This window comes from Microbacterium sp. NPDC080220 (assembly GCF_040686395.1).
In the GTDB taxonomy this organism is placed as follows: Bacteria; Actinomycetota; Actinomycetes; order Actinomycetales; family Microbacteriaceae; genus Microbacterium; species Microbacterium gawkjiense.
The window spans coordinates 306,711-332,361 of record NZ_JBFBOP010000002.1 but is presented as its reverse complement, the minus strand read 5'-3'; the positions used below and the strand labels follow the sequence as shown (position 1 = coordinate 332,361).

The following is a 25,651-nucleotide window of genomic DNA, read 5'->3' as shown; positions in this document are numbered from 1 at the left end:
TCATCCTCCTCCCATGGTGCGGGCGATGTCGGTGGCGGAGTCGCCTGCCCGACGGAGCACGATCGCCACGATCGCGAGGGCGACGAGGGTCAGCAGCAGCATGACCGTCGACACCGCCGCGATCTCAGGACGCAGCCCCGACCGCACGGCGCTGAGGACGTAGACGGGCCATGGCGTCGAGCCCGACACCTGCACGAAGGCGGCGATGACGGTGTTGTCGAGACCGAGCGTGAACGAGAGGAGGAAGCCGGCGAAGACCGCGGGGGCCGCCAGCGGCAGGGTCACCCGACGGAACGTCGTGAACGCCGACGCGTACAGATCGCTCGAGGCCTCCTCGAGGTTGGCGTCCTGCCCGACGAGGCGGGCGCGGACGAGGTATGAGACGACGGCGGTCGAGAAGAGCGAGGCGCCGATCGACAGGCGGACGATGCCGTCGTCGAACACCGCCATTCCGGCATCCTGCCCCAGCATGACGAACCAGGGGAGCAGCGCGACCGCGTCGACGATCTCGGGCGTGACCGAGACGAACAGCAGCAGGCCCAGGAACCACCACACCCACCTGCCGGGGTGCCGGGCCATCGCGATTCCCGCGAGCGTGCCGAGGACGGTCGCGATCGCCGCCGAGAAGGCGGCGGTCACGATCGACACCCGGACCGCGTTCTGCACCGCGGGCTTCTCGAGGATCGTCGCGAACGCGTCGAGTCCGAAGCCGTCCCACGACACGAGCAGCCGGCCGGTGTTGAACGAGTAGACGACGATCACGATGATCGGCGCGAACAGGAAGAGGAGGACCAGCACGCCCCAGACGTTCAGGGCGATGTCGCTCCACGAGCGGTGGGCCCGGCGGTCGCTGCCGGGCAGCGTTCCGTCGCTGCGACGCAGGATCGCCTCGGTCTTGGTGGTGACGCTCATGCCGGGATCTCCAGACGGTTCCGCAGTCGCGCCGGCAGCAGGACGAGCCACACCAGGGCCGCCGCGGCGCCGATGCTCAGTGCGATGACGAGCATCAGGACGACGGCCATCGCCGAGCCCAGCGCCCAGTTCTGCGCGGTCTGGAACTGGCTCGCCACGAGCTGACCGACCATGTTGCCCTGCGCGCCGCCGAGGACGGTCGCCGTGATGTAGTCGCCCATGAGCGGGATGTAGACGAGCAGCACGCCCGCGACGATGCCGGGACGCGAGAGTGGCAGCGTCACGCGGGCGAACGTCGCGAACTTGCCGGCACCGAGGTCCTTCGACGCCTCGCGCACGAGCGGACCGACCCGGTCGAACGCGACGAACAGCGGCAGGATCATCAGCGGCAGGTAGTTGTAGACCACGCCCAGCAGGACCGCGCCCCGGGTGTAGAGCAGATCGAGCGGACCGTCGAGCAGCCCCAGTTGCTGCAGGCTCGACGACAGCCATCCCTCCGGCGCGATGATGACCTGCCAGCCGATCGTGCGCACGAGGAAGTTCGTCCAGAACGGGATGAGGATGAGCGCCAGCAGGATGCCGCGGCGCTGCGGGCGCACCTTGAACGCCATCCAGTAGGCGACCGGTGCGCCGATCGCGAAGCAGAGGGCGGTGCCGAGCACCCCCACCCAGAGGGTGTTCTGGAACGTCGTGAAGAAGGTCGGCGACAGCGCCTCGACGTAGCGGTCGAACGAGAGCACGTCGTTGGCGTGCGTCCCGAAGATCCCCGGCTTGTAGCCGAAGCTGAACCACACGACCAGGAGGACCGGGGCGACGAAGAACGCGACCAGCCATGCCCAGGCGGGCAGGGCGAGCAGGCCGCCGAGCGACCGTCTACGCACCCGCAGCGGCCTTCATCTCGTTCCAGATCTCGACGCGCGTCGTCTGCGAGTCATTGAGCTGCTGCTCGTGCATCGTCGCGAGCTGGGCCTCGGTGAAGAAGATGAGGTCGGTCAGCTCCATGCCCGCGCCCTCCGCCTCGGACTGCATGTCCTTGCCGCCGACGTTGTAACCGATGTAGTCGAGGGACAGCATGAGGGACTCGGGCGTGAGCGAGTAGTTGATGAAGGCGTGCGCCGCTTCGGGATGCGGTGCGCCCGCCGCGATCGCCCAGTTGTCCATCCAGAGCTCGGTGACGGGGCCGGGGAGGACCCACTGCCAGCGGTCGGGGTCGCTCGATTCGAGCAGCCCCAGGCGGGCGTCGCCGTTCCACGCCTGCATGAGGACCTGCGTGCCCTGCGGGATGGCGTTCGTGCCGGGGTAGGAGTCGAACGCCGAGATGTGCGGCGCGATCTCGTTCACGAGGAACGCGCGGCAGGCCTCGAGCTCGTCGGCGTCCTCGGTGTTCCAGTCCAGGTCGTTGGCCCAGAAGTACGCGCCGATGATGCCGGCGGGGTCGTCCGACATGCTCGTGCGGCCGCTCGCCTCGTTCTGGGCGGCGTCGAAGAAGTCCGACCAGGTCGTCAGCTCGCGGGTGATGACGGTCTTGTCGTACACGAAGCCGGTCGTGCCCCACGCCTTGCAGACGGAGTACTCGTTCTCGGGGTCCCACGCGCGGGCGAGCGAGGAGGGGTCGAGGTTCGAGAGGTTCGGCAGGAGGTCCTTGTTCAGCTTCGTGAGCAGCCCGTTCTCGATCATCTGCGGGATGAAGACGCCCGTGGGGACCACGATGTCGTATCCGCTCGTGCCCTTCGCGGCGACGAGCTTTGCGATGAGCTCCTCGTTGGAGCTGTACGAGTCGAGCGAGACCTTCGGTCCGAGTGACGACGTGAAGCCCGAGACGACGTCGGGGGAGTCGTAGTCGCCCCACGTGTACACCGAGAGGGCGTCCTCGAGTGCGCCGCCGCTCGCCTGCGCCTGCGGGCCGGTGCTCGACCCGCCGCCGGGCGCGCACGCGGCCAGGAGGGCGGCCGCTCCGCCGAGCGCCGCGAGACTGAGGACCTGACGACGTGAGATCTCGCGACGGATGAAGGGGATCGCATCGGCGTGGGCGAGGACGCGGATCGGGTTCGGCTCGGTCATCGGGTGCCTCCGGGTCGGTGAGGGTGCGGTGCGGGGATCATTCGGTGGGAGGGGCGACGTAGCCGGCTGCGGCGGCCGCGTCGTCCGAGGGGAACAGCAGCACGTCCTGAGGGCGCCAGCGGCAGACCACCGCGTCGCCGAGGGCCAGACGCGGCGCCTGCGGCGTCGGGCGGCGGACGATCAGGCTCTGATCGTCGCCGAGTCGGACGAGGTACTGCATGGTCTCGCCGAGGTGCGAGACGCCGAGGAGCTCCCCGCGCACCTCGTTCGGCTGCGCCGCGGCATCCGTGTCGCCCTCGATCGTGACGTTCTCGGGGCGCACCGCGGCGCTGCCGGTGCCGGAGGGGAGGACGCTCGCTGCCGCGCGGACGCGCACGTGCGGGCTGTCGATGCCGGCGCCGCCGTCGGTGACCGTGCCGCGGAAGAAGTTCTGCTGGCCGACGAACGCTGCGACGTAGGCGGTGGCCGGGCGCGAGTAGACGGTGTCGGCGTCGGCGAGCTGCTCGATGCGTCCCTCGCGCATGATGGCGATGCGGTCGCTCATCGAGAGGGCCTCGCCCTGGTCGTGCGTGACGAAGACGAAGGTGATGCCCAGGCGCGACTGCAGCAGTTTGAGCTCGAGCTGCATCTCTTCGCGCAGCTGCCGATCGAGGGCGCCGAGCGGCTCGTCGAGGAGGAGGACCGACGGCCGGTTGACGAGGGCACGGGCGAGCGCGATGCGCTGCTGCTGACCGCCGGAGAGCTGCGTGGGTCGGCGACCGGCGAAGCGGCGCATCTGCACCATGTCGAGGGCGGCGGTCACGCGCTCCTGGATCTCGGACTTCGAGGTGCGCCGCTGCGTCAGCCCGTAGGCGACGTTCTCGGCGACGGACATGTGGGGGAAGAGGGCGTACGCCTGGAACACCGTGTTCACGTCGCGCTTATTGGGAGGCGTGCCCCGCACGTCGGAGCCGGAGATGGAGATGGATCCGGCATCCGGGTGCTCGAACCCGGCGATCATGCGCAGGGTGGTCGTCTTGCCGCACCCCGACGGGCCGAGAAGCGAGATGAACTCGCCGGGCTCGATGGTCAGCGAGAGTCGGTCGACGGCGGTCTGATCGCCGTAGCGCTTCGTGACGTCGGTCAGCACGACGGAGCCTTCTCGGGCGCTCGTCCGGGTCGCGTCCTGCAGGAAGGCTTCGGGTGCCATCGTCACGGGTTCTCCGCTCTCGCGCCGGAGGGCGGCGCATTTCGCGTCATTCAATACGTCCGGATCGGTTCCGTGCAACGGGGCCGGAAGGGAATCGGACGGATCCGGACGGTGGTGCGCGGGGGCTGACAGATTGTCCGGAGGGCGTTCACCGCGCGGTAACAGACTCTTCTCGCGACGGTCGATCGCCTCCCTCCCGGCATCCCTCCCGGCGGGCTCGAACCGACGCGAAGTGCGGTCACCGCGGCCGGATGCCGACGCTTCGCGTCGGATCGGCACCGCACCGGAAAGAGGGGTCAGCTCACGAGGGGGGCGAGCTCGCCGGCGGCGTGCTCGAGGACGACCGTCAGGTCGCGGGGAGCCTCGATCCGGGCCCGCGTGCCGGAGTAGGCGAGGCCGCCGACGAGGTCGCCCGCGCCGTCGCGGATGGGCGTCGCGAGGCATCCGGACGTCCCCTCGATCCGGCGCAAGGTGCCGCGCGTCGACACGGCGGCCGTCGTCGGAGGCAGGGCCGCGCCGCGCTCGACGAGCAGCAGGCAGCCCAGCGCCGTGGTCTCGAGTTCGCGGGCGGCGCGGTGCGGGTCGGCGAGCGGGAAGTCGGGGTCCGAGTCGGCGACGACGAGCCGTCCGTCGACGAAGAGGACAAGGTGGATGCCGCCCCGCGCCCCTGATCGCAGATCGTCCAGCACCGTGCGCGCGGCGCGAGTGAGGCGCACGGGCACGGCTGCGGCGGCGAGCCCCACGACCTTCTGGCCCAGCGCGAAACCGGTGAGGTCGGGGGTGCGCACCAGGTACTCGTCCTGCACGAGGAGGTTGAGCAGCCGGTAGGTCGTCGCCCGGGGCAGGCCGAGCGCAGCGGACAGCTCGCGGGCCGAGACGCCGGCGCCGAGCTCGGCGACCGCCTCGAGCACCGTCAGTGCGCTGTGGATCGCGCGCGGCTGGCGCGCCGTGATCCCCGGCGGCGGGCTGTCAGGCATGGCCGTCGCCCGGCGTCGCGGCCTCGGCCTCGGCGGGGATGCCGCCCAGCACCTGGGCCGCCACGGGGACGTCGTAACGACCCACCGAGTCGAGGTCGGGGGCGCCCCGCCGCATCCGAACGGCGATCAGCGCCGTCGTCGCGAGTGCCACCCCCGCCGAGATCCACACGCCCACGTTGCCTGCCTGCGCCTCGACGACGAGGTACACCGCGAGGCACGCGATGATCGACACCGCGGCGATCACCGAGACGACCGTCGCGCGGCGGGTGGACTCGCCGATGCGGCGAAGGAAGCGCACCGCCGCCAGGCAGACGATCGCGTAGGCGACGATGTACCCCGACGCCGAGACGACGAGCACGACCTCCATGGCCGCCCACGGACGGGCGCCGGCGGCGACGACCACGACGGGCACGAGGGTCAGGATCGGGACGACGGCGCGCACCGCGGCGATGGGCGTGCGGTGACGCGAGTGCGTGCGGCCGAGCGTGCGCGGCAGCACGCCGTCGCGGGCCATCGCGAACACGATCCGCGTGAGAGCCGTCGTCGAGGCGATCGCACACGCGAGGAAGGATGCCGCGATGCCCACGTCGGCGACCGCCGAGAGGCCGCCCATCCCCATCGCGCCAGCGAGGTCGTCGACGGGTGCGGTCGACGAGGAGAGGTCGCGACCGAGCGCCGCGAAACCGGCGACCTGCGTCGCCGAGGCGAGCAGGTAGAGCGTTCCCGCGACGAGGACCGTGCCGACGACGGCGCGGGGGATCGTCCGCAGCGGTGAGCGCGCCTCCACGCCCAGCGTCGCCGCGCTCTCGAACCCGACGAACGCGGTGAGGGCGAGCACGGCGCCGGCGGCGACAGCCGTCGGCGAGACACCGGCCGCCGGCACGAGGACGGCGACCTGGATCCCGCCGATGGCGACGATCAACGCGATCATGAGACCCACCACGACGGTGACCGAGACGATCTCGACGACGAGTGCGACGCGGGAGGAGAGTCGGATGCCGCGGGCCAGGACGACGGCGAGCACGGCGGCCTCGGCGAGCAGCGCGCCGATCAGCGCCGAACTGGCGTCGACGCCCGGCCACACTCGGGCGAGGAGCATCGTCAGGTAGTGCGCGCCGCCCAGCAGCGAGAACACCGAGATGAAGCCGTACCCGACCACGATCGAGCCGCCGGTCGCGAGGGCGGCGACCGGTCCCGCACCGCGCGCCGCATAGGTGTAGAGCGACCCCGTCGCAGCGAGCCGCCGCGCGAACTGATTGACCGTGGCGGCGACGAGCAGGGCGAGCACGGTCGCGACGGCGACCGCCAGCACGGTGCCGCTCCCCGCCGCACCCGCCACGAGCAGGATGACGGTGGTCGCTGCGGCCGTCGGTGCGACGGCGGCGACCGACTGGGCGAGGACGTCGGCGGGGCCGACGCTGCGCCGGCGCAGGCCGTCGAGCGGCGAGGTGGCGGAGAACGCACGCACGGGCTGAGGTCGCGCGATCGCGCGCTCGAGAGCAGTCATGACGCCTCCGCGTGCCGGGATCGCAGGTGTGACGACGCTAGCGCGGGGTGGTTGCCCGTCCGCTACCGCCGTGTTTCGCCTTCGTGTCTCCGAGTGAGACGGCCACTCCCGCGGTGTCCCACTCGGCGTGCGGCAGGTTTCACGTCGGCGAGACGGTGCGGCAATCGGCGCGGGTCACGCTGGCGTCATCCTTCCCGCCCGACCGAAGGGACCCGGCCATGACCCAACTCCAGTCCAAGGGGGTCGAGAGCGCCGCGCCACGCGTGCTCTCGGGCTCGCTCGGCGCCATCGCCATCGTCTTCATGGTGGTCGCCGCCGCCTCGCCGCTCACCGTCATCGGTGGTGCCGCGCCCCTCGGCATCCTGCTCGGCAACGGCGTCGGCTTCCCCGCGCTCTACGCCGCCAGCGCGATCATCCTGCTGTTGTTCTCCGTGGGCCTCGCAGCGATGTCGCGCCACATCCCTAAGCCCGGGGCGTTCTTCACCTACGTCGGCTACGGGCTCGGCCGGTCGACGGGGCTCGCCGCCGCCTGGGTGGCGATGCTGACCTACACGACGATCCAGATCTCGGTGTACGGCTACGTCGGCTTCATCCTCTCGTACACGCTCGAGACCTACACCGGCGTCGCGGTGCCGTGGTGGGTGTCCGCCCTCGTCGTCATCGGACTCGTCGGACTCCTCGGCTACCGCCACATCGACCTGTCGAGCAAGGTCCTCGGCGTCCTCCTGATCGCGGAGGTCGGCATCGTCGTCGTCCTCGTCGCGGTCGTCCTCTTCTCGGCGCCCGAGGGTCTGAGCCTCGCGCCTTTCGAGCCGGCGAACGTCGTCAGCGGGTCGCCGGGCGTCGGACTCATGTTCGCGATCGCCGCCTTCATCGGGTTCGAGGCCACCGCGATCTTCCGTGACGAGGCCCGCGACCCCGACCGAACCATCCCGCGCGCCACCTACCTCGCGGTCATCGGCATCGGCGTCTTCTACACGGTCGCGTCGTGGGGCCTCGTGATGGCGTGGGGGCCGAGCGCCGTCGTCGACGCCGCAGCGGAGGACCCGGGCAGCCTCATCCTGCGGACCATGTCGACCTACCTGGGGGCGACGGGCGAGATCATCACCAACGTCCTGCTCGTCACGTCGATGTTCGCGTGCGTCCTCTCGTTCCACAACGTCATCACGCGCTACCAGCACTCGATGTCGACGGCGGGGGTGCTGCCCGACCGGCTCGGTGCCGTCCACCAGCGCCACCTGTCGCCGCACGTCTCCTCGCTCGTGCAGACCGTGACCGCCGTCGTGCTGACCGTCGTGTTCGCCGTCCTCGGCCTCGACCCGGTGCTGCAGGTCTTCACCTGGTTCGCCGGCGTGGCGACCCTCGCGATCGCGATCCTCATGGCCGTCACGTCGGTCGCCGTCATCGTCTACTTCGCCCGCACCCGCAGGGACCGCCGCGCGTGGAACACGGTCATCGCGCCCGGGCTCGGGTTCATCGGGCTGGTGCTCTCGGCCGTCCTGATCGTCGCCTACTTCCCGATCATGGTCGGCGATGTGGATGCCGCCGGCACCCCCGTGTTCGCGACGGTCAGCTGGTCGCTGCTCGCCCTCGTCGTGCTGTTCCCCGTCCTCGGATACCTGCAGGCGGCGTGGATCCGCTCCCGCCGCCCCGCTGCCTACGCCAAGCTCACCGACGCCATCGCCGGCTGACCCACCCAGGAGAATCACCATGAGCATCACCGACATCGAGACCGTCCCCGGCTTCACCCCGCCGGCCACGCCCCGGCATCCGCTGTCCTCGCTGACCGCCGACGAGATCCTCGCGGTGCGGGCCGTCGTCCTCGCCCTCCCGTCCACGAGCGACCGCACCCGCTTCGCGTACGTCGGGCTCGAGGAGCCCGTGAAGACGGACGTGCTGGCCTGGGAGAAGGGCGAGGCAGAGTTCCCCGAGCGGCGCGCCCGCGTGCAGCTGCTCGACATGGCGACCTCCGAGTCCCGCGATCTTGTCGTCTCGATCGCGAGGGGCGAGGTCCTCAGCGAGACGGTCCTCGACGGTTCCGCCGGGCAGCTGCCGATCCTCGACGCGGAGTTCGAGGAGGTCGGTGTCATCGCCAACGCCGACGAGGCGTGGGTCGCCGCGCTCGCCGCGCGAGGGCTCTCGCCGGCCGACGTCGTGCTCGTGCCGCTCTCGGCCGGTCACTACGGCTACCCAGAGGAGGAGGGCAAGCGAATCCTCCGCACCTTCGCCTTCCAGCAGTTCCACCCGGCCGACCACCCGTGGGCGCACCCGGTCGACGGGCTCACGGCTTACATCGACGTCGCCGAACGCCGTGTGGTGAAGATCATCGACACCCCCGGATTCGAGATCCCGCAGACCAGCGGCAACTTCGACGACCCCGAGCTGCAGGGGGCACCGCTCGAAGGGCTCACGCCGATTGTCATCTCCCAGCCCGAGGGATCGAGCTTCACGGTCGACGACGAGCACGTCGTCTGGGGCGACTGGGATCTGCGCATCGGGTTCGACACCCGCGAGGGCCTCGTCATGCGACAGCTCTCCTTCCAGGGGCGGCCCGTCATGTATCGCGGATCCATCAGCGAGATGGTCGTGCCCTACGCCGACCCCGCACCGAACCGCTTCTGGCAGAACTACTTCGACACCGGCGAGTACCTGTTCGGGCGGTACACGAATGAGCTCGCGCTCGGCTGCGACTGCGTCGGCGACATCACCTACGTCGACGCGGTCCTCGCCGACGAGCTCGGCTCGCCCCGCACCGTCCGCAACGGCATCTGCATGCACGAGGAGGACTTCGGCACGCTCTGGAAGCACACCGACCTCTTCACCGGATCGAGCGAGGTCCGTCGTCAGCGACGCCTGGTGATCTCGTTCTTCACGACGGTCGGCAACTACGACTACGGCTTCTTCTGGTACCTCTACCTCGACGGCACGATCGAGTGCGAGGCGAAGCTCACCGGCATCCTGTTCACGTCGGCCTATCCGGGCGACGGCTACCCGTACGCCTCGGAGGTCGCACCCGGCCTCGGTGCGCCGTACCATCAGCACCTCTTCTCGGCCCGGCTGGACATGACCGTCGACGGCGTCGCGAACGTGGTCAACGAGATCGACGCGGTCCGCGTCCCGATCTCGAGCGGCAACCCCGCCGGCAATGCCTTCACGAAGCAGGTCACGCCCATCGTCTCGGAGGGGATGTCGGGTCGCCTCGCCGACGGCTCACGCGGACGCGTCTGGCAGATCGCATCGACCGAACGCACCACCGAGCGCGGCCAGCCCACCTCCTATGTGCTGCACCCGACCGAATCCCCGGTGCTGCTCGCCGACGACGCGTCGTCGATTGCCTCGCGGGCCGCGTTCGCGACGAAACACCTGTTCGTCACGAAGTACGACCCCGCCGAGCGGTACGCGGCCGGCGACTTCGTCAACCAGCACCCCGGTGGGGGTGGCATCCCCGCCTTCATCGCGGGCGACGAGCAGCTCGTGGGGGAGGACCTCGTGCTGTGGCACACCTTCGGGCTGACCCACTTCCCGCGCAACGAGGACTGGCCCGTCATGCCGATGGACTACGCGAAGTTCCGGCTCTCGCCGTACAACTTCGCCGAGCGCAACCCGGCACTGCACGTGCCGGCCCCGCTGGCGCACTGCGCCCCCGGCGGTCACGAGGCGCACGGCCACGACGCGCACAGTCATGAGGCGCACGGCCACGACGCGCACGGTCACCACTGACCTGCGCGTGGAAGCCCTTCACCTCTGGGCGATCGCGCCCGCCGCGGTCGGCACGTGCTGCGTCGCTGCCGACCGCGGCCGGTCGCGGGCACCGGAACTGCTCGTCTCGCTGCTGATGGTCGCGGCGATGGTCGACGTCGCCCTGCTGGGGTTCATCGCTCCGGTCGGGTGGGCGGTCGCCCTCGTCGTCGCTGCGCTCGTGCATTCCGCCGTCCGCGGGCGGCGGAGCGGCGCGGCGGGACTCGACCGCATGGCCGTGATGAGCGCGCTCGGACTCATCGTGATGGCGGTGCAGGTCGTCGCGATGGCCGCGGGTCATGCGGTGCCCGCGCACGGACACGGTGGGATGCCGCTGGCCGCCCTCGTCGCGGCGACGGCGGTCGCGTACGCCCTCGCCGCCGCGGTGCTCGCGGTGCGGCATCCGGGCATCCTCTCCCGTCTGCAGTTCGCCGGCATGGGCGCCGCCACCCTGCTGATGGCCGCCGCCGCCCTCGTCTGACGCCCGCCCCGTCGGGCCACGGCGCTCGCGAGGCGTCGCGGATGGTCGCGTTTGGCGCCGGCGGGCGACCATCTGCGACGCCTCGGCATGCACGGGCGGACGGTCGTAGGGTCGAGCCATGGCAGCGCGATTGATCGACCCCCACGAGCTCGAGCGGATGATGCGGGATGCCGCGCCGCTGACGGTCCTCGACGTGCGGTGGCGGCTCGACCGGCCCGACGGCCGCTCCGAGTACGAGGCGGGTCACATCCCCGGCGCGGTGTACGTGAGTCTCGACGACGAGCTCGCCGCCCACGGCGCACCGGAGGACGGCCGGCATCCGCTCCCCGACATCGCCGACCTGCAGACCGCCGCCCGGCGCTGGGGCGTCGACACGGGCGACACCGTCGTGGTCTACGACGACTGGCAGACGTTCGGCGCCGCGCGCGCCTGGTGGGTGCTGACGGATGCCGGTGTGCCCGACGTGCGGGTGCTCGACGGCGGCCTCGGGGCGTGGCGCGACGCCGGGCTCCCGCTCGAGTCGGGCCCCGTGCACGCGGCTCGCGGCGACGTCGCGCTGACGCCGGGGCACTTGCCGCGCCTCGACATCGACGAGGCGGCGGCGCTGCCGGCATCCGGGATCCTCTTCGACGTGCGCGCGCCCGAGCGCTACCGCGGCGACGTCGAGCCGATGGACCCGCGGGCCGGGCACATCCCCGGCGCGGTCAACGCGCCGACGGGCGGCAACGTCGACGAGCGCGGGCGCTTCCTCTCGCCCGAGCAACTGCGCGAGCGCTACGCGGCGCTCGGCGTCACCGGCGACATGACCGTCGGCGTGAGCTGCGGCTCGGGGGTGTCGGCCGCGCAGGCGGCGTTCGCGCTGAGCCTCGCCGGCATCGACGCGGCGCTCTACGGCGGGTCGTGGAGCCAGTGGGCGAACCACCCCGACCGCCCGGTCGCGACCGGCGACCGCCCGTAACGCTCAGCCGAGGACGGCCCGGGCCGCGCGTTCACCGGAGACGAGCGCGCCCGCGATCGACGGCGTCTCGCGGTGATCGCCCGCGAGGACGACCCGATCCGACAGGCGCACCGGCGACGCGTGCCGCAGCGGCGGAGGCAGGGCCGGCAGCGCGTGGGGGATGTCGTCGCGGCGCAGCAGCTCCCAGCTCCGCGCCTCGCCGCCCCACATCCGCTCCATGTGGGCGCGCACGGCACGCTCGTCGGCACCGCTGCCCAGCAGGCAGCTCGCCGCCACGAGGTGCCGGCGGGCCGACGCGTAGGCGGGGGCCGTCCGTGACATCACGACGCTGTTGACGATCGGTCCCGAGCGCTCGCCGTCCACCGCGAGCAGAGCGGATGCCGGTGCCTCCGGCCCCGTGCCGAACCACCACGTCTGCAGCCCCTGCATCGGCGGTGCCGACAGGTCGGTGAGCCCCGCCACCGCCTCGCCTCCCACGGCGACGACCACCTCGCGCGCGGCGATCGGGGCGGCCCCGTCGAGCTCGACACGGTCTGCGCGGACGTCCATGCCGCGCACGGCATGAGAGAGGCGGATGTCGGCCCCCGCCGCACGGGCGAGGTCGGCGAGCCGTCGCGGCAGGGTCGCGACGCCCCCCGCGGGCACGCCTGGCCGGCCGAGTGCGAACAGTCGGGCGAGCAGCGTCGCGTACGCGCCGGACGTCGCGGCGCCGTCGTCGGCGAGCACGCCGGTGAGGAACGGTTCGAGCACCGAGCGGCGCAGCGGACCGGTCAGCCCGACGCGGTCCCACCTCTCATGCAGGGTCGCGTCGTGTCCCCCGGCGACGGATACCGGGCGCACCAGCGCCGGCAGGAGCCACCGCGCCGCGGCCACGAGGTCCTGCGCCGAGACGAGACCCGAGAGCGCACCCGCGACGGTGGCCGGCAAAAGCCCGGGATGCCGCAGCGGATGCGCGAGGACGTCCGACCGCCCGCCGCGCACGACGCGCACCCCGACGGGGAACGGGCGCAGGTCGAGGTCGGCGGGGTCGAGCGCGCGGGCGAGTGCGTCGTAGCGGGGGTTCACGACCTGGAACCCCCGGTCGAGGAGGAATCCGTCGACGCGGTCGGTGCGCTGCCGACCGCCGACCTCGTCGGCCGCGTCGAGGACGACGACGTCGCGTCCGGCGCGCGCGAGCAGCGTCGCGCAGCGGAGCCCGGCGAGGCCCGCGCCGATGACGACGACATCGTGGAGTGCGGCCATGGCGACAGCCTCGCACAGCGCTGCGCCCCGGCATCCGTAGTTGAATTCAAGGATGCGAGCTGCGTATATGTACGGTCCCGGTGACGTCCGCGTGATCGACGCCCCCGAGCCACGGATCGAACAGCCCACCGACGCGGTCCTCCGCACCGTCGTCGCGTGCGTGTGCGGCAGCGACCTGCATCCGTACCACTCGATGACGCCGACCGAGAAGGGGCGCTCGATGGGGCACGAGATGATCGGCGTCGTCGAGGAGGTCGGCTCCGAGGTCCGCACGGTCGCGCCCGGTGACGTCGTCATCGTGCCGTTCGTCTTTTCGTGCGGCGCGTGCGAGTTCTGCCGCGCAGGGCTGCAGACCTCGTGCCGCTTCGCGGGCCTCTCGGTGCCCACGGGCGCCGGCGGTGCGCAGGCCGAGCGTCGGCGCGCTCCGTTCGCCGACGGCACCCTGTACCGGGTCGACGTCGCCGAGGACGACGCCCGGATGCCGGGCCTCCTGACCCTCAGCGACGTCTACGGCACGGGCTGGCACGCGGCGGTCACGGGCGGCGTCGCGACCGGCACGGACGTCGTCGTCATCGGCGACGGCGCCGTCGGGCTGCTCGCCGTGCTGTCCGCGCAGAGGCTCGGGGCGGAGCGCATCATCCTCATGGGCCGCCACGAGGCGCGCACCGACCTGGGTCGCCGGTACGGCGCGACCGAGGTCGTCGCCGAGCGCGGCGAGGAGGGCGTCGCCGCCGTCCGCGAGCTGACCGGCGGCCTCGGCGCGCACGTCGTCATCGACGCGGTCGGTCACCTGCCGGCGTACGAGCAAGCGCTCGGCGCCGTGCGCGCGGGCGGCACCGTGACCCGCGTCGGCGTGCCCCAGTACCCCGACGCGCCGCTGCAGCGGGTGCAGTTCGAGAAGAACGTCACGGTCACCGGCGGCGTCGCACCGGTGCGGGCCTACATCGACGACCTCCTGCCGGGCGTCCTCGACGGTACAGTCGACCCCGGGGCCGTCTTCGATCGCGAACTGAGCCTCGGCGAAGCCGCCGACGGCTACCGCCTGATGGATGACCGCGCCGCCCTGAAAGTGATGCTCCGCCCGTGACCTCCGCCCTGCCGCTCTCCGGCACCCAGCACACTCTTCGCTTCGGCCCGTACGAGGCGGTCATCGCCTCGACCGGCGCCTCGCTGCGCGTCCTCCGCCACGACGGCCGCGACCTCATCGTCCCGTTCGACGCCGACGAGGTGCGCCCCGACTATCGCGGCACGACGCTCGCCCCCTGGCCGAACCGCATCATCGACGGCACGTACACCTTCGACGGCCAGGAGCTCGTGGCGGCGCTGACCGAACCCGAACGCTCGCACGCCCTCCACGGCCTGCTCTCGTGGGCCGACTTCGAGCGCGTCTCGGGCACCGAGAGCACGGGGACGCTCGGCGCGACCGTCGTCCCGCAGTCGGGGTACCCGTGGCGCGTGCGCGTCGAGACGACGTACGCCCTCGGCGCGGACGGGCTCACCCAGACGGTGCGTGCGCGCAATCTCAGCGACCGGCCCGCACCGTTCGGCACCGGCCCGCACCCCTACGTGAAGGCCGGCCCCGCACCGCTCGACGAATGGACGCTCGCGCTGCCCGCGGCATCCGTCCTCGAAGTCACGCCCGACCGGCTCAGCCCCGTCGCGCTCCACCCCGTGACCGACCATGACCCCGAGCGGTTCGATCGGCGCGCGCCCCGTCCGCTCGGCACCGTCGAGCTGGACCACGCGTTCACCGACCTCGAGACGGATGCCGCCGGTACGGCCGTCCTGCGCCTGACCGACCCGTCGGGTGTTGGCGTCGAGGTCACCTGGGGTGCGGAGTGCCCGTGGGTGCAGGTCTACACGGGCGACAAGCCCGACGGGCCCGCGAACCCGGCGCACCGCAACGGTGTCGCCGTCGAGCCGATGACGTGCGCGCCCGACGCCTTCAACGCCGCCTCGTACGACTACGACGCGGGCCTGCTGGTGCTCGAGCCGGGCGCCGAGTTCTCGGCGTCGTGGCGCATCGCCGCGATCTGACCCTGCGTCGTCATCCCTAGGATGGCGGCATGACGTCGACGTCCTCCTCCCTGCCCCGGTCCACCCCGTCCGCGCAGGGGGTGGATGCCGCCGGTGTCGAACGCCTGCTCGACGCCGTCGGGCAGACCGAGGCCGAGATGCACAGCCTCATGGTGCTGCGCCACGGCACCGTGATCGCCGAGGGATGGTGGGCGCCGTTCGCGCCCGATCTGAAGCACCTCGTGTACTCGCTGTCGAAGACGTTCACGTCCGCCGCTGCCGGTCTCGCCGTCGCGGAGGGGCGTTTCGGACTCGACGACGTCATGATCGACCACTTCCCCGAGCTGGTTCCCGACGACGTCGACGACAAGTACCGCCGATACCTCGTGCGTCACGCGCTGACGATGTCGAGCGGGCACGAGAGCGAGGCGCTCGACCGTGCCGCAGCCGCGGCGGAGGGTGCGGGCGGCGACGTGCTCGCGGGGTTCTTCCGCGTTCCGCCCGAGCGTGAGCCGGGCAGCGTCTTCGCCTACAGTCAGCCGACCGTCTACGGCGTCGGGCGGCTCGTCGCCAAGACGACGGGCGGGACGATCCTCGACTACCTGCGCCCCCGGCTGCTCGAGCCGCTCGGCATCCACGAGGCGCAGTGGATGATGCTCGGCGACGTCGAGATGGGCTTCAGCGGCATCCACGTCTTCACCGAATCGCTCGCCAAGACGGGGCAGCTCGTCCTCGACGGCGGCCGCTGGCAGGGCGAGCAGATCCTCGACCCCGAGTGGGTCGCCACCGCCACGTCGAAGCAGATGGACAACGACACCGCGCACCGAGGCCCCGGCGCACCCGAGCCGATCGACTGGCAGCAGGGGTACGGCTTCCAGTACTGGATGAACCGGCACGGCTTCCGCGGCGACGGGGCGTACGGCCAGTTCATCATCGTGTGGCCCGAAGAGGATGCCGTGATCGTCACGACCGGTGAGACGATCGACATGCAGGAGCTGCTGAGCCTCATCACGACGCACCTGCGCCCCGCGATGACGGGGGCGGGCACCGCCGAGGCCGATGCTGCACTCGCGGCGCGGCTCTCGTCGCTGGCGCTCCCGCTGCCGGACGACACCGGCGCGGGCTTCGCGGGGACTTTCGACGCCGACGTGTCGTCGCCGGTCGTGGGCCCGTTCTCGTTCGGTGAGGCTGTGCCGGGTGCCGAGCGCGTCGAGGTCGCCGAGGCGGGCGACGGGTGGACTCTCCGGTTCCTCGGCGACGGTCTCGATGTGACCCTTCCCGTGGGTCGAGGCGCGTGGGCGGAGGGGGAGTGGCCGGCGCCCGCCGACGGGCTCGACGCGGTGCCCTTCCGCGCCGTCGCGGGTGTCGACGCGGACGGTGCGTGGCACGCGCGGTTGCGCATGATCCAGACACCGCACTCGCTCCTGGTTGACATCGCCCCCGGCGGCGCGGCCTCGATCGCCTGGCGGTTCCCGCCGCTGCGCGGTGACGGCCCGGCCGGTCACGCGCTGCCGTCGCTCGGCTGACCGGGATCCGCTGCGCCCGCCTCGGTAGAATCTTCGGTGAGGGGTGAGCGTGACGGACAATGAGCGGGTCAGGACCCGGGACGTCGTCGCCGAGGGGCTTTACATCGCGTCCGCGGCGACGCGTTTGGCGTTGAAGAACCGCATCCTCGTCGACATCCTCGTCGACGGTGACGACTTCGATCCGGAGCGCTTCCTCGGCGATGCCCGCGACATCCTGGTCTCTCTCGCTGAAGAGGCCGAAGCGGATGCCGCCCGCACCGACCGCGAGCGCAAGGCGGCGCGCACGCGCTACTCCGACTCGAGCGGCACGCACGACTACCGCAGCCGCGACGTCCGCAACCTCCGTCGCCGCCGCAAGCAGTCGCTGCACGTCGCGAAGGAGCTGCGCGCCCGGGCCGAGGACCAGGAGGAGCTGCGCAAGCTCGTCGTCGACGCGCGGGACGCCGCGTGGGCGGAGGTGTCGAAGAACATCGACCGGTCGCTGCGGATCACGGCGGCGCGCCCCGACCTCGACGCCGACTACGAGCGGATGCGGGTGGCCCGCATGCAGGCGCTGCGCCTGGTCGACCTGCCCAAGCTCCGCGCGCACCGACGCAGCGTCGCCAAGCAGCAGGCGCTGCGCGAAGAGGGCGTCGAACCCGAGCCGATCCTCGAGGCCGGTCACGGAGGGATCGATCCGGGCGAGCTCGAATAGGCCTCGATTTCGGATGCGGCCCGCGGTGACGTATGCTGTTCCTCGGCCCGGAAACAGGCCATGCGCCCGTAGCTCAATGGATAGAGCATCTGACTACGGATCAGAAGGTTAGGGGTTCGAGTCCCTTCGGGCGCACACTGTGTTGAGACAGTCCAGGTAAGGCCCCGCTTCGGCGGGGCCTTACCTGTTCTCCGACGCGATCGCTCACGGCGGGCCATAGCCGTGTCAGGATCGTTCGGTGACGAGCGCGGTGCCGATGACGCAGACGCATCCTGCTGACGAAGTGTGGACCGACGCGGGTTGCGGCTTCCGGCGGTGGGAGACCTCGGTCGTCCTCGGTACGCGCGCTGAGGTGTGGGAGTGGGCCACCACGGTCAAGGCGTCGACCGCCGGAGATCGCGGGTCGCTCGCGACCACGCTCACCCAATAAGTTGTGCGCAATTCAATTGCGTGCAACCATTGTCGCATGAGAGCGATCGAGCAGATGGTGTGCTTCGGGGTGTACTCGGCCAGCCACGCGTTCACGCAGGCCTATCGGCGTGTGCTCGCGCCGTGGAAGCTGACGTACCCGCAGTACCTCGTCATCGTCGCTCTCGGCGAGCAGAAGCCCCGGTCGGTCAAGGAACTGGGCGAAGAGCTCTTCCTCGACTCGGGCACCCTCTCGCCCCTCATCCGCCGCCTCGAAGCGCGCGGTGTCGTCTCCCGTTCGCGCAGCCCCCACGACGAGCGTGTCGTCGAGGTCGCACTGACGGACGACGGCCGCGCTCTCCGCTCGGAGCTGTCCGTCGTCGGCGCGGAGATCGCGCGCTGCACCGGGCTGAACGAGGAGAAGGCACGGATGCTGCTCGACGTGGTCCACGACCTGAACCGCGTCATGCGCACCACCGACGAGGCGATCGCCTCCTGACGAAAGGACCCCCATGGAAGCCCTCTACACCGCAGAAGCCCTCGCGACCGGAGGCGGCCGCAACGGTCACGTCCGGACCGTCGACGGCCTCGTCGACACCGACGTGCGTGTGCCCAAGGAGATGGGCGGTGCCGGTGGCGCCCCGAACCCCGAGCTCTTCTTCGCCGCCGGCTACGCGGCGTGCTTCCACAGCGCCCTGCAGTCCGTCGCGCGCCAGCAGAAGTTGACGCTCGAGGACACCAGCGTCGGTTCGCGCGTCAGCATCGGCTCGAACGGCCAGGGCGGATTCGGCCTCGCCGTCGAGCTCGAGGTCGTCATCCCCAACCTCCCGCACGACCAGGCGCAGGCCCTCGCGGATGCCGCGCACCAGGTCTGCCCCTACTCCAACGCCACCCGGGGCAACATCGAGGTCACCGTCACGGTCGTCGAGGACTGACCTCCGCCGGTCTCAGAGGGCCGGCCTCAGAGGGCCTGACTCAGGCGACAGGGCTCACGCGCAGCCAGCGGAATCCGCAGGCGGGCAGCGTGAGCCCTTCGTCGATCCCGACGTCGACACCCTCGACGAGATCGAGGGCGGTCGGCGCGAAGCCCGACAGCGTCACGGCAGGCACGTGCACCGGTTCGGCGGCGACGTTCGCCAGCACCAGCACGACGGTCCCGTCGCCGGGGCGCTGGTAGCCCACCACCGACGGTGCGGGCACGTCGAAACCGATGAGGCGCGCCCCGTCGAACTCCGGCGTCGTATGACGCACCGCGATGAGCTTCGTGATGTCGCGATGGAGCCGGCCGGCCGAGGTGGCGGCATCCGTCATCCGGGCGTAGCGGTCCCGCGGCTTCTGACCCCGGTGCGTCCACCGTGCGTCGTCGCGTCGCTCCGGATCGTCGCGGAACGTCGGGTCGTTGAGCTGACCGACCTCGTCGCCGAGCCACAGCATCGGCAGACCCGGCACGCTCAGCAGGAGCGCGTGGGCCAGCACCACCCGCGCCTCGCCGAGCGGGTCGCCCGCCTCGACGCCGGCGAGCGAGGCGGTGGTGCCCGCGACGCCGCCGTCGGTCGCGATCCCCCGGCCGAAGGCGGAGCCGTCGGTGTAGCGCGCGGTGAGCTCGGCGGCATCCGTCTGCCACACGACCGCGTCGGCGTCGCGGACGGCGACGACGTCGCTGCGCCCGTCACGCCGCTCGAGCGCGTGCTGCAGGGGAGCGGCGTCCCCTGTGGCGAACGCCTGCCACAGCGCCGCGGACCCGGGGGATGCCGGCAGCACCTCAACCCCCGGCGCACCGATCGCGAGCACCGGGGCCGTGACCGCCGCCGTCTCGCGGTCGGGCACGAGGAAGACCTCGACGCCGCGGCCGGCCAAGAACAGCAGATCGTCGGCGAACACGCGCAGGTCCGCGGCGGCGGGGACGTCGACGGCCAGGGCGATCCCCGACAGCCGCAGCGCGGCGGCCAGGTCGGAGAGCCGGTCGATCGAGCCGAGTCCGGGGTCGCCACGGCGCAGGTCGACGGTGCCGTCCTCGCGCCGGGCGAACGGCGACTGCACGTGCAGCACGCTGACGCCGAGTTCGCGCAGCGCCGGGATCTCGTCGCGGAGCCCGGCGAGGTTGCCGGCGTAGCGATCCGCGAAGCACGCCGCGCCGAGGGTGTAGCGCGAGCGGGAACTCGGCGCGTGCGCCGCGCGCTGCTCGCCGTGCACCTTCAGGTCGAGCGAGCGACCGTTCGCGGCCATCACCGCCGCCGTCACGAGGTCGGCCGGCAGCGACGACGAGGAGTCCGCCCGCTCGGCGAGGGCGGCGTGCAGGTCGGGAAAATGCCGACGGATGCGGTCGGCGCCGGCCTCGTCGACGCGGGTGCGTTCCGCGACGGTCGACAGCGTGGCCGCGAGTTCGTCCTCGACGGCCCCCATGGTGCTCATGCGGTGGACCTCCCGCTCCCAGCGTAGAGGGCGGGCGTTCCCGCCTCAGCCGGCGCGGCCCACCGTGCTGTCGAGGAACGCGTGGATCGTCGCGTGCAGCGCCGCGGTGGCCGCCGCGTCGATGGTGCCCGCGTGACCGCCTTCGACGGGCTCGAGGTAGTGCACCTCGGCATCCGTCTCGTCCGCCAACCGCGCCGCCATCTTGCGCGCCTGCACCGGCCCGACCCGGTCGTCGCTGGCCGCCGCGTAGATGAGGGATGCCGGGTACCGCCGCCCGGGCTCGATGAGGTGGTACGGCGAGAAGGTCTTCACGAACTCCCAGTCGGCGGGGTCGTCGGGATCGCCGTACTCGGCGATCCAGCTCGCGCCGGCGGACAGGCGCGTGTACCGGCGCATGTCGAGGAGCGGGACGCCGCAGACGATCGCGCCGAAGTCGTCGGGGTTCTGGGTCAGCATGTTGCCGACGAGCAGGCCGCCGTTGCTGCGCCCGTGGCAGGCGATGCGGTCGGGGGTCGAGACCCCGCGCGCCACGAGGTCGCGGGAGACAGCGGCGAAGTCCTCGTACGCGCGGTGGCGGTTCTCGCGGAGCGCCGCGAGGTGCCATTCCGGGCCGAACTCGCCGCCGCCCCGGATGTTTGCGACGACGTACACCCGACCCTGTTCGAGCCAGGCCGGGCCCACGATCGTCGGGTACTCCGGCGTCAGCGCGTGCTCGAAGCCGCCGTAGCCGTTCATCAGCACGGGCAGCGCCCCGTGACGCTCGCGGGGGCCGACCTCGAAGTACGGCACCCGGGTGCCGTCGGCCGACGTCGCCCAGTGCTGCTCGGCGACGAGACCCGTCGCGTCGAAGGTCGCGCGGCTGCGGTCGACGACCCGCGGCTCCGCGCCCGGGTCGAGGACGAGCAGGGTGGGCGGTGTGAGGAAGCCGCGCGCGACGACCCAGAGCTGGTCGTCCTCGTCGTCGTCCGCCGTGGCGACGTTCGCGCTGAAGAGGTCGTCGTCGCCGAGCCCGAGGTCGAGCTCGACACCGGTCAGCGTCGCCGGGTCGAGCGACACCAGCCGGCTCTGCACGCGGTCGAGGATCGTCAGCACGAGGCGGGTCTTCGTCCACGTCCAGGACTCGAGCACCGCGGTGTCGGTCGGCGCGAACGCGACGCGCAGGTCCGACCCGTCCCCGCTCGTCACGGTCTCGAGGGGGCCGAGCAGGAGGGTGCCCGACGGATGCGTCGTGTCGCCGATGCGCCACGGCGTCGTCGTCCGGACGGCGACCAGGTCGCCGTGCACGTCGGCGTGCGCGTCCTGCGGCACGGCGATCAGGTGCGGTTCGGTGCCGTCCCACACCCATGCCTCGGAGTGGAAGAAGTCGTGCGCGATGACGACGATCGGCGTCGCCGCGCCGCCGGTGTGATCGACGTGCGCGAACACGCCGACGTCCGACGGGACACCCGTGAGGATCGGCGGCGCGTCCTCGAGCGATTCGCCGCGGCGCCAGGCACGGGCGGTGATCGGATAGCCCGAGTCCGTGACGCCGCCGCCGTGCAGGGCCGTGGCGACGAGCAGCGTGTCGCGGTCGACCCACGCGATCATGGACTTCTCCGCGTCGAGGGCGAAGGGGGAGCCCTCGACGAAGCGGCGGGTCTCCAGATCGAACTCGCGCACCACGGCGGCGTCTCCGCCGTCGGGGCTCAGGCGCACGAGCGCGCGGCTGCTGCCGGCCGGCCCGTGCGTCGCGCCGGCGAAGGCCCAGGTCCTCCCCTCCTCGCGGCCCAGTGCGTCGACGTCGAGCAGGACCTCCCAGTCCGGAGTGCCCGCCGTGAAGGCGGCGAGGGACGTCCGGCGCCAGAGGCCGCGCGGGTTGTCGGCATCCCGCCACAGGTCGTACATGAGGTCGCCGTGACGACTCGGGACGACGAGGCGGTCGGGGTCCTGCAGGATGCCGGTGAGCCGGGCCTCGAGCGCGTCGCGGGCAGCGCCCGCATAGGCGCCTTCGGTCTCGGCGGTGCGCTCCGCGGCCCACGCGCGAGCCTGGGATCCGTCGATCTCCTCCAGCCACAGGAACGGGTCGGCGGGCTCGGGGGCGATCTCGTGGGCGCTCATGCGGTCAGCCTACGGGGCACCTCCGCCGCGTCGTTCGCCGTGCGAGAACCATTGGCACTCTCCACACGCGAGTGCTAATCTGGACGTACTTGAGCCGCAGGGGCTCAACTTTCAGACCACTTGGACAAAGGAGAGAATCATGGCGACCTACGACCCGTTCCGTGAAATCGACCGCCTGGCGTCGACGCTCTTCGACACGCGCCGCGGCCCGCGACGGATGCCGATGGACCTGTACCGCGACGGCGACCACTACGTGCTGAACGCCGACCTCCCCGGCATCGACCCGGGCTCGGTCGACATCGACGTCGACGGCCAGCTGCTGACCATCCGCGCCGAGCGCACGCTGTCGTCGGGCGAGGGGGTCAAGTGGATCACGCGCGAGCGTGAGACCGCGAGCTTCCTCCGCCAGCTGAACCTCGGCCAGGGCATCGACACCGACGCCATCACCGCGACCTACAACAACGGTGTGCTGACCGTCACCATCCCGGTGAGCGAGAAGGCCAAGCCGCGCAAGGTCGAGGTCGTCGCCGACGGTTCGTCCCCGACCATCACCACCCGCGAGAGCGAGCCGCAGCCGATCGACCAGTGACCGGCGCACCGCTCCGACGGTGAGACGACGATCGCCCCGCACCCCGTCTCGGGTGCGGGGCGATCTTCCTGTCGTCAGACGCCGCGCAGGCGAGCGGTGAGCCGCTCGAGTTCGGCGAGTTCGTCGTCGGTGAGCACCGACATCCGCTCGGCGATGGTGCGGCCGTGCGTCGTCGCGAGCCGGCGGAACATCGCCGCGCCCTGCTCCGTGGCGCGCAGCACGGCGCCGCGGCCGTCGTTGGGGTCGGGGCACTTCGCGACGAGCCCGCGCGCCACCATCCGGTCGACCAGGCGCGACACGCTCGGCTGGCTGATGAGCATGTTCGCCGTCACGTCGCGCAGCCGCGCGGTGTGACCCTCGCAGCGCGTGACGGTCAGGAGCACGTCGTATTCGGCGCTCGAGAGGTCGTCGTCCTCGAAGTCCCGTGAGATCTCCGCCAGGACCTCGTGCTGCGCGCGGAAGAGGCTCTCCCAGGCAGCGATGGCGAGGCGGCGGTCGGTCATGGCGTCAACTGTAGCGTCGCTCATAGGGTTGACCGCGTGCAGCCCTGGTCCCGTCGTCTCGCCCGTGCCGGAGCCGTCGTCGCCGTCGCGCTCGGCGTTGTCGTGGGCGCTCCCTCGGCGGCGAACGCCGACGTCGAGGACTTCTCCTTCGACAGTCTGACCGTCGACTACACGCTGACCCGCGCCGAGGATGGCACGAGTCGGATGCGGGTGGTCGAGGAGTTCGTGGCGCGGTTCCCCGAGACCGACCAGAACCGCGGCATCCGACGGGTGATCCCCGACGAGTACGACGGTCAGCCGCTGCGGCCGAGCCTCGAATCGGCGGTGGACGCGGAGGGCGACCCGTGGGAGGTCGTCGAGACCGACGACGGCGAGGACGGACTGGTCGTGACGGCGAGATCCGAGGACTACGTCCACGGTCGCCCGAGCCGACGCCCACCCCCGAGCCGACTCCTGCCCCGCAGCCCTCGCTCCCCTCGACCGGTGGCGCTCTGCCGGCTGCGGCGGAAGGCGGCATCCAGGCATCCGTCCGCGGCGATCGCGTCGTCGTCTCGGGCCTGACCGCGGGGGAGCGCTACTACGGCTTCCTCTACTCGACGTCCACCGCTCTCGGCTGGGTGACGGCGGATGCCGCCGGCTCGGCGAGCTTCGCGCTGCCGGCAGACCTCGACGAGGGTCGCCACCGGGTGGCCGTCGTCGACGAGTCGGGTGAGCTTGTCGGCTGGGCCTCTGTCACTGTGGCCGCGGAAGAGCTCGTCGCCGTCGGCGACCAGCTCGCGTCGGCCGGCGGTCAGTCCGGTCCGGTGTGGATCGCAGGCGGTGCAGGTGCGGCGCTGCTCGCCCTCGGCGCACTGCTGGTGATGCGCCGCCGTCGGAGCGCGACCGTCTGACGCGTCACGCAGTAAGGGCCGGCTGGAGAGGCATCCAGCCGGCCCTTGTCCCTTTGCACCAAGAGTGTCCTGCAATCACATGTCGGTAGCTGCCACAGCAAAACATCTACCGTGCAATGAATGTATAACGACGAGATAACGGTGGCAAGGGTTTCTTGTTATCAATTTGTGATGCGCGAGCCAGGGGTGCGCTGGAACCGCATCGGCGATCTGCTCGACGAGGCGGGCGAGGCGCTCGCCGCCGAACTCGGTGACGCGGCGCGCTACGTGCACCTCGACGTCACGGCGTAGGAGGACTGGGAGAAGGCCGTCGCGCTGGCCGAGAAGGAGTTCGGCCGGCTCGACATCTTCGTGAACAACGCCGGCATCGCGACCTTCGGTTCGATCGAGGAGTACTCCCTCGAGCAGTGGAACCAGATCATCGCGATCAACCTGACGGGTGTGTTCCACGGCATCAAGGCCGCGATCGAGCCGCTCAAGCGCAGCGGCGCGGGCTCCATCATCAACGTCTCCTCGACGGCCGGACTCCAGGGCTACGAGGCGCTGCCCGGCTATAACGCCTCGAAGTTCGGCGTGCGCGGACTCACCAAGAACGCCGCCCTCGACCTCGGGCGCTACAACATCCGCGTCAACTCGGTGCACCCGGGCGCGATCCGCACCCCGATGACCGAGGGGCTGGATGCCTCGCAGAACCACGTCGCCCTGCACCGCATGGGCGAGGCCGTCGAGCTGTCTCGGCTCGTCCTGTTCCTCCCCAGCGACGAGTCGAGCTTCTCGACCGGCGCCGAGTTCGTCGCCGACGGCGGGGAGACGGCCGGTCTGGCACACTACGGGGCGTGACCATCGACCCTCGGCAGGCCCGGACGAGCGCCGCCTTGCGCGCGGCGCTCGTCCGCCTGCTGGCGGACCGGCCCCTCGCGGCGGTGTCGGTCGCGGAGCTCTGCCGTGAAGCGGGCGTGCACCGCACCACGTTCTACAAGCACGCCGCGGGCGTCGACGAGTTCGCCGTCCCGATGCTGACCGACGAGATCGACGCGATCGCCGCGATCGGTGTGGACATCGCCACCGAAGCGGATGCGGCCCGCGTCTACCACGCCGTGACCCGCCGCCTGCTCGAGTGGCTCGCCGGGCGCCGCGACCTCTACCGCGCCCTGCTCGAGTCCTCGGCCCGCGGCGCGCTGCTTGCCGCGCTGAGCGACAGTCTGCGCCGACGCGCCCACATCGCCCTGGAAAAACTCGCCGAGGCGGGTGTCCGCGACGCACCGCGGTCCCCGCGCGACCGCGACGAGGCCGCGGCCTTCATCGCCGGCGGCCTGGTCGGCGTGATCGACGTCTGGATCCGCCAGGACGACACGGATGCCGCAGCCGCCGAGGCCCGTACCTTCCGGCTGATGCCGGAGTGGTGGCCCGGCGTGCACTGAGGCCATCGCGACCCGGAAGCCCTCGTGCGC

The 25,651-nt window shown here is 71.7% G+C and carries 25 protein-coding genes, 1 tRNA gene and 1 pseudogene; 17 read left to right on the top strand and 10 right to left on the bottom strand.

Translation table 11 applies throughout. From position 1 onward, the window contains the following. The 6 genes from AB0P29_RS05150 to AB0P29_RS05125 form a co-directional block, all read right to left on the bottom strand. Positions 1-912 carry an ABC transporter permease gene (locus AB0P29_RS05150; protein WP_363378956.1) on the bottom strand — a complete coding sequence of 304 codons (912 nt, stop codon included), beginning with the start codon at positions 910-912 and terminating at the stop codon, positions 1-3. Further along, positions 909-1,793 (bottom strand): ABC transporter permease, encoded by an 885-nt coding sequence (locus AB0P29_RS05145; protein WP_363378955.1) that lies wholly within the window; start codon positions 1,791-1,793, stop codon positions 909-911. The genes AB0P29_RS05150 and AB0P29_RS05145 overlap by 4 nt, the downstream gene beginning before the upstream one ends. Further along, positions 1,786-2,973, bottom strand: coding sequence for a spermidine/putrescine ABC transporter substrate-binding protein (locus AB0P29_RS05140; protein WP_363378954.1), 1,188 nt, complete (start codon positions 2,971-2,973; stop codon positions 1,786-1,788). Before AB0P29_RS05140 ends, AB0P29_RS05145 begins: the two co-directional genes overlap by 8 nt. A 37-nt stretch (positions 2,974-3,010) precedes the next feature. Beyond that, a complete protein-coding gene (locus AB0P29_RS05135) occupies positions 3,011-4,162 on the bottom strand; it encodes an ABC transporter ATP-binding protein (protein ID WP_363378953.1) in 1,152 nt (383 codons plus the stop codon). A 296-nt stretch (positions 4,163-4,458) separates the two neighbouring features. Further along, a complete protein-coding gene (locus AB0P29_RS05130) occupies positions 4,459-5,139 on the bottom strand; it encodes a helix-turn-helix domain-containing protein (RefSeq protein ID WP_363378952.1) in 681 nt (226 codons plus the stop codon). After that, the gene (locus AB0P29_RS05125) at positions 5,132-6,646 is read right to left on the bottom strand and encodes an APC family permease (protein ID WP_363378951.1); all 1,515 of its coding nucleotides are present in this window, start codon (positions 6,644-6,646) and stop codon (positions 5,132-5,134) included. The genes AB0P29_RS05130 and AB0P29_RS05125 overlap by 8 nt, the downstream gene beginning before the upstream one ends. Before the next feature lie 218 nt (positions 6,647-6,864). Here AB0P29_RS05125 and AB0P29_RS05120 point away from each other — a divergent pair, with 218 nt between their 5' ends. The 4 genes from AB0P29_RS05120 (at position 6,865) to AB0P29_RS05105 (ending at position 11,823) form a co-directional block, all read left to right on the top strand. Then, positions 6,865-8,337 carry an APC family permease gene (locus tag AB0P29_RS05120; protein WP_253035748.1) on the top strand — a complete coding sequence of 491 codons (1,473 nt, stop codon included), beginning with the start codon at positions 6,865-6,867 and terminating at the stop codon, positions 8,335-8,337. Between the two features lie 19 nt (positions 8,338-8,356). After that, complete coding sequence (locus AB0P29_RS05115; RefSeq protein WP_253035749.1) at positions 8,357-10,366, top strand: primary-amine oxidase; 2,010 nt, start codon at positions 8,357-8,359, stop codon at positions 10,364-10,366. Next, entirely contained in the window at positions 10,329-10,865 is a 537-nt protein-coding gene (locus AB0P29_RS05110) for a hypothetical protein (protein ID WP_363378950.1), read from the top strand. Before AB0P29_RS05115 ends, AB0P29_RS05110 begins: the two co-directional genes overlap by 38 nt. 118 nt (positions 10,866-10,983) lie before the next feature. Further along, complete coding sequence (locus tag AB0P29_RS05105) at positions 10,984-11,823, top strand: sulfurtransferase (RefSeq protein WP_363378949.1); 840 nt, start codon at positions 10,984-10,986, stop codon at positions 11,821-11,823. A 3-nt stretch (positions 11,824-11,826) separates the two neighbouring features. Here AB0P29_RS05105 and AB0P29_RS05100 read toward each other — a convergent pair whose 3' ends face one another. After that, the gene (locus tag AB0P29_RS05100) at positions 11,827-13,065 is read right to left on the bottom strand and encodes an FAD-dependent oxidoreductase (protein WP_363378948.1); all 1,239 of its coding nucleotides are present in this window, start codon (positions 13,063-13,065) and stop codon (positions 11,827-11,829) included. 52 nt (positions 13,066-13,117) lie between these two features. Between AB0P29_RS05100 and AB0P29_RS05095 the strand changes: the two genes are divergently transcribed. The 8 genes from AB0P29_RS05095 to AB0P29_RS05060 all read left to right on the top strand — a co-directional run bounded on the left by AB0P29_RS05095 (position 13,118) and on the right by AB0P29_RS05060 (position 18,644). Next, the gene (locus AB0P29_RS05095; protein WP_253035753.1) at positions 13,118-14,152 is read left to right on the top strand and encodes an alcohol dehydrogenase catalytic domain-containing protein; all 1,035 of its coding nucleotides are present in this window, start codon (positions 13,118-13,120) and stop codon (positions 14,150-14,152) included. Further along, positions 14,149-15,102: an aldose 1-epimerase family protein gene (locus tag AB0P29_RS05090; RefSeq protein WP_363378947.1), complete on the top strand. Its 954-nt coding sequence runs from the start codon at positions 14,149-14,151 to the stop codon at positions 15,100-15,102. Before AB0P29_RS05095 ends, AB0P29_RS05090 begins: the two co-directional genes overlap by 4 nt. Before the next feature lie 29 nt (positions 15,103-15,131). Continuing rightward, complete coding sequence (locus AB0P29_RS05085) at positions 15,132-16,607, top strand: serine hydrolase domain-containing protein (RefSeq protein ID WP_363378946.1); 1,476 nt, start codon at positions 15,132-15,134, stop codon at positions 16,605-16,607. A gap of 49 nt (positions 16,608-16,656) precedes the next feature. Next, positions 16,657-17,301: an asparagine synthase gene (locus tag AB0P29_RS05080; RefSeq protein WP_363378945.1), complete on the top strand. Its 645-nt coding sequence runs from the start codon at positions 16,657-16,659 to the stop codon at positions 17,299-17,301. A gap of 62 nt (positions 17,302-17,363) precedes the next feature. Next, a tRNA-Arg gene (locus AB0P29_RS05075) sits at positions 17,364-17,436 on the top strand. 103 nt (positions 17,437-17,539) lie between these two features. Continuing rightward, on the top strand, positions 17,540-17,731 hold the full coding sequence (locus AB0P29_RS05070; RefSeq protein ID WP_363378944.1) for a hypothetical protein: 192 nt from the start codon (positions 17,540-17,542) through the stop codon (positions 17,729-17,731). A 36-nt stretch (positions 17,732-17,767) separates the two neighbouring features. Then, the gene (locus tag AB0P29_RS05065) at positions 17,768-18,208 is read left to right on the top strand and encodes a MarR family transcriptional regulator (RefSeq protein ID WP_363378943.1); all 441 of its coding nucleotides are present in this window, start codon (positions 17,768-17,770) and stop codon (positions 18,206-18,208) included. Between the two features lie 13 nt (positions 18,209-18,221). Next, entirely contained in the window at positions 18,222-18,644 is a 423-nt protein-coding gene (locus AB0P29_RS05060; RefSeq protein WP_363378942.1) for an organic hydroperoxide resistance protein, read from the top strand. Between the two features lie 40 nt (positions 18,645-18,684). On the opposite strand, the gene AB0P29_RS05055 is transcribed toward AB0P29_RS05060, so the two are convergent. Both AB0P29_RS05055 and AB0P29_RS05050 read right to left on the bottom strand, forming a co-directional pair. Beyond that, positions 18,685-20,121, bottom strand: coding sequence for a DUF3459 domain-containing protein (locus tag AB0P29_RS05055; protein WP_363378941.1), 1,437 nt, complete (start codon positions 20,119-20,121; stop codon positions 18,685-18,687). A gap of 45 nt (positions 20,122-20,166) precedes the next feature. Further along, complete coding sequence (locus AB0P29_RS05050; RefSeq protein WP_363378940.1) at positions 20,167-22,218, bottom strand: prolyl oligopeptidase family serine peptidase; 2,052 nt, start codon at positions 22,216-22,218, stop codon at positions 20,167-20,169. Positions 22,219-22,357: 139 nt separating this feature from the next. Here AB0P29_RS05050 and AB0P29_RS05045 point away from each other — a divergent pair, with 139 nt between their 5' ends. Further along, positions 22,358-22,807, top strand: a complete 450-nt coding sequence (locus tag AB0P29_RS05045) for an Hsp20/alpha crystallin family protein (RefSeq protein WP_253035427.1) — start codon at positions 22,358-22,360, stop codon at positions 22,805-22,807. A 74-nt stretch (positions 22,808-22,881) separates the two neighbouring features. Here the strand turns inward: AB0P29_RS05045 and AB0P29_RS05040 are convergent, their stop codons facing one another. Then, the gene (locus AB0P29_RS05040) at positions 22,882-23,310 is read right to left on the bottom strand and encodes a MarR family transcriptional regulator (RefSeq protein ID WP_064003846.1); all 429 of its coding nucleotides are present in this window, start codon (positions 23,308-23,310) and stop codon (positions 22,882-22,884) included. Between the two features lie 36 nt (positions 23,311-23,346). Here AB0P29_RS05040 and AB0P29_RS05035 point away from each other — a divergent pair, with 36 nt between their 5' ends. From AB0P29_RS05035 to AB0P29_RS05020, 4 genes and pseudogenes are all read left to right on the top strand, one after another. Next, the gene (locus AB0P29_RS05035) at positions 23,347-23,871 is read left to right on the top strand and encodes a hypothetical protein (protein WP_363378939.1); all 525 of its coding nucleotides are present in this window, start codon (positions 23,347-23,349) and stop codon (positions 23,869-23,871) included. 56 nt (positions 23,872-23,927) lie between these two features. Next, positions 23,928-24,200, top strand: a complete 273-nt coding sequence (locus AB0P29_RS05030) for an LPXTG cell wall anchor domain-containing protein (protein WP_363378938.1) — start codon at positions 23,928-23,930, stop codon at positions 24,198-24,200. Between the two features lie 303 nt (positions 24,201-24,503). Further along, positions 24,504-25,040 (top strand): annotated as a pseudogene (locus AB0P29_RS05025) (SDR family oxidoreductase); the annotation flags it as partial. After that, positions 25,037-25,621, top strand: a complete 585-nt coding sequence (locus AB0P29_RS05020; protein WP_363378937.1) for a TetR/AcrR family transcriptional regulator C-terminal domain-containing protein — start codon at positions 25,037-25,039, stop codon at positions 25,619-25,621. The pseudogene AB0P29_RS05025 and the gene AB0P29_RS05020, both read left to right, overlap by 4 nt. Positions 25,622-25,651 lie beyond the last annotated feature (30 nt).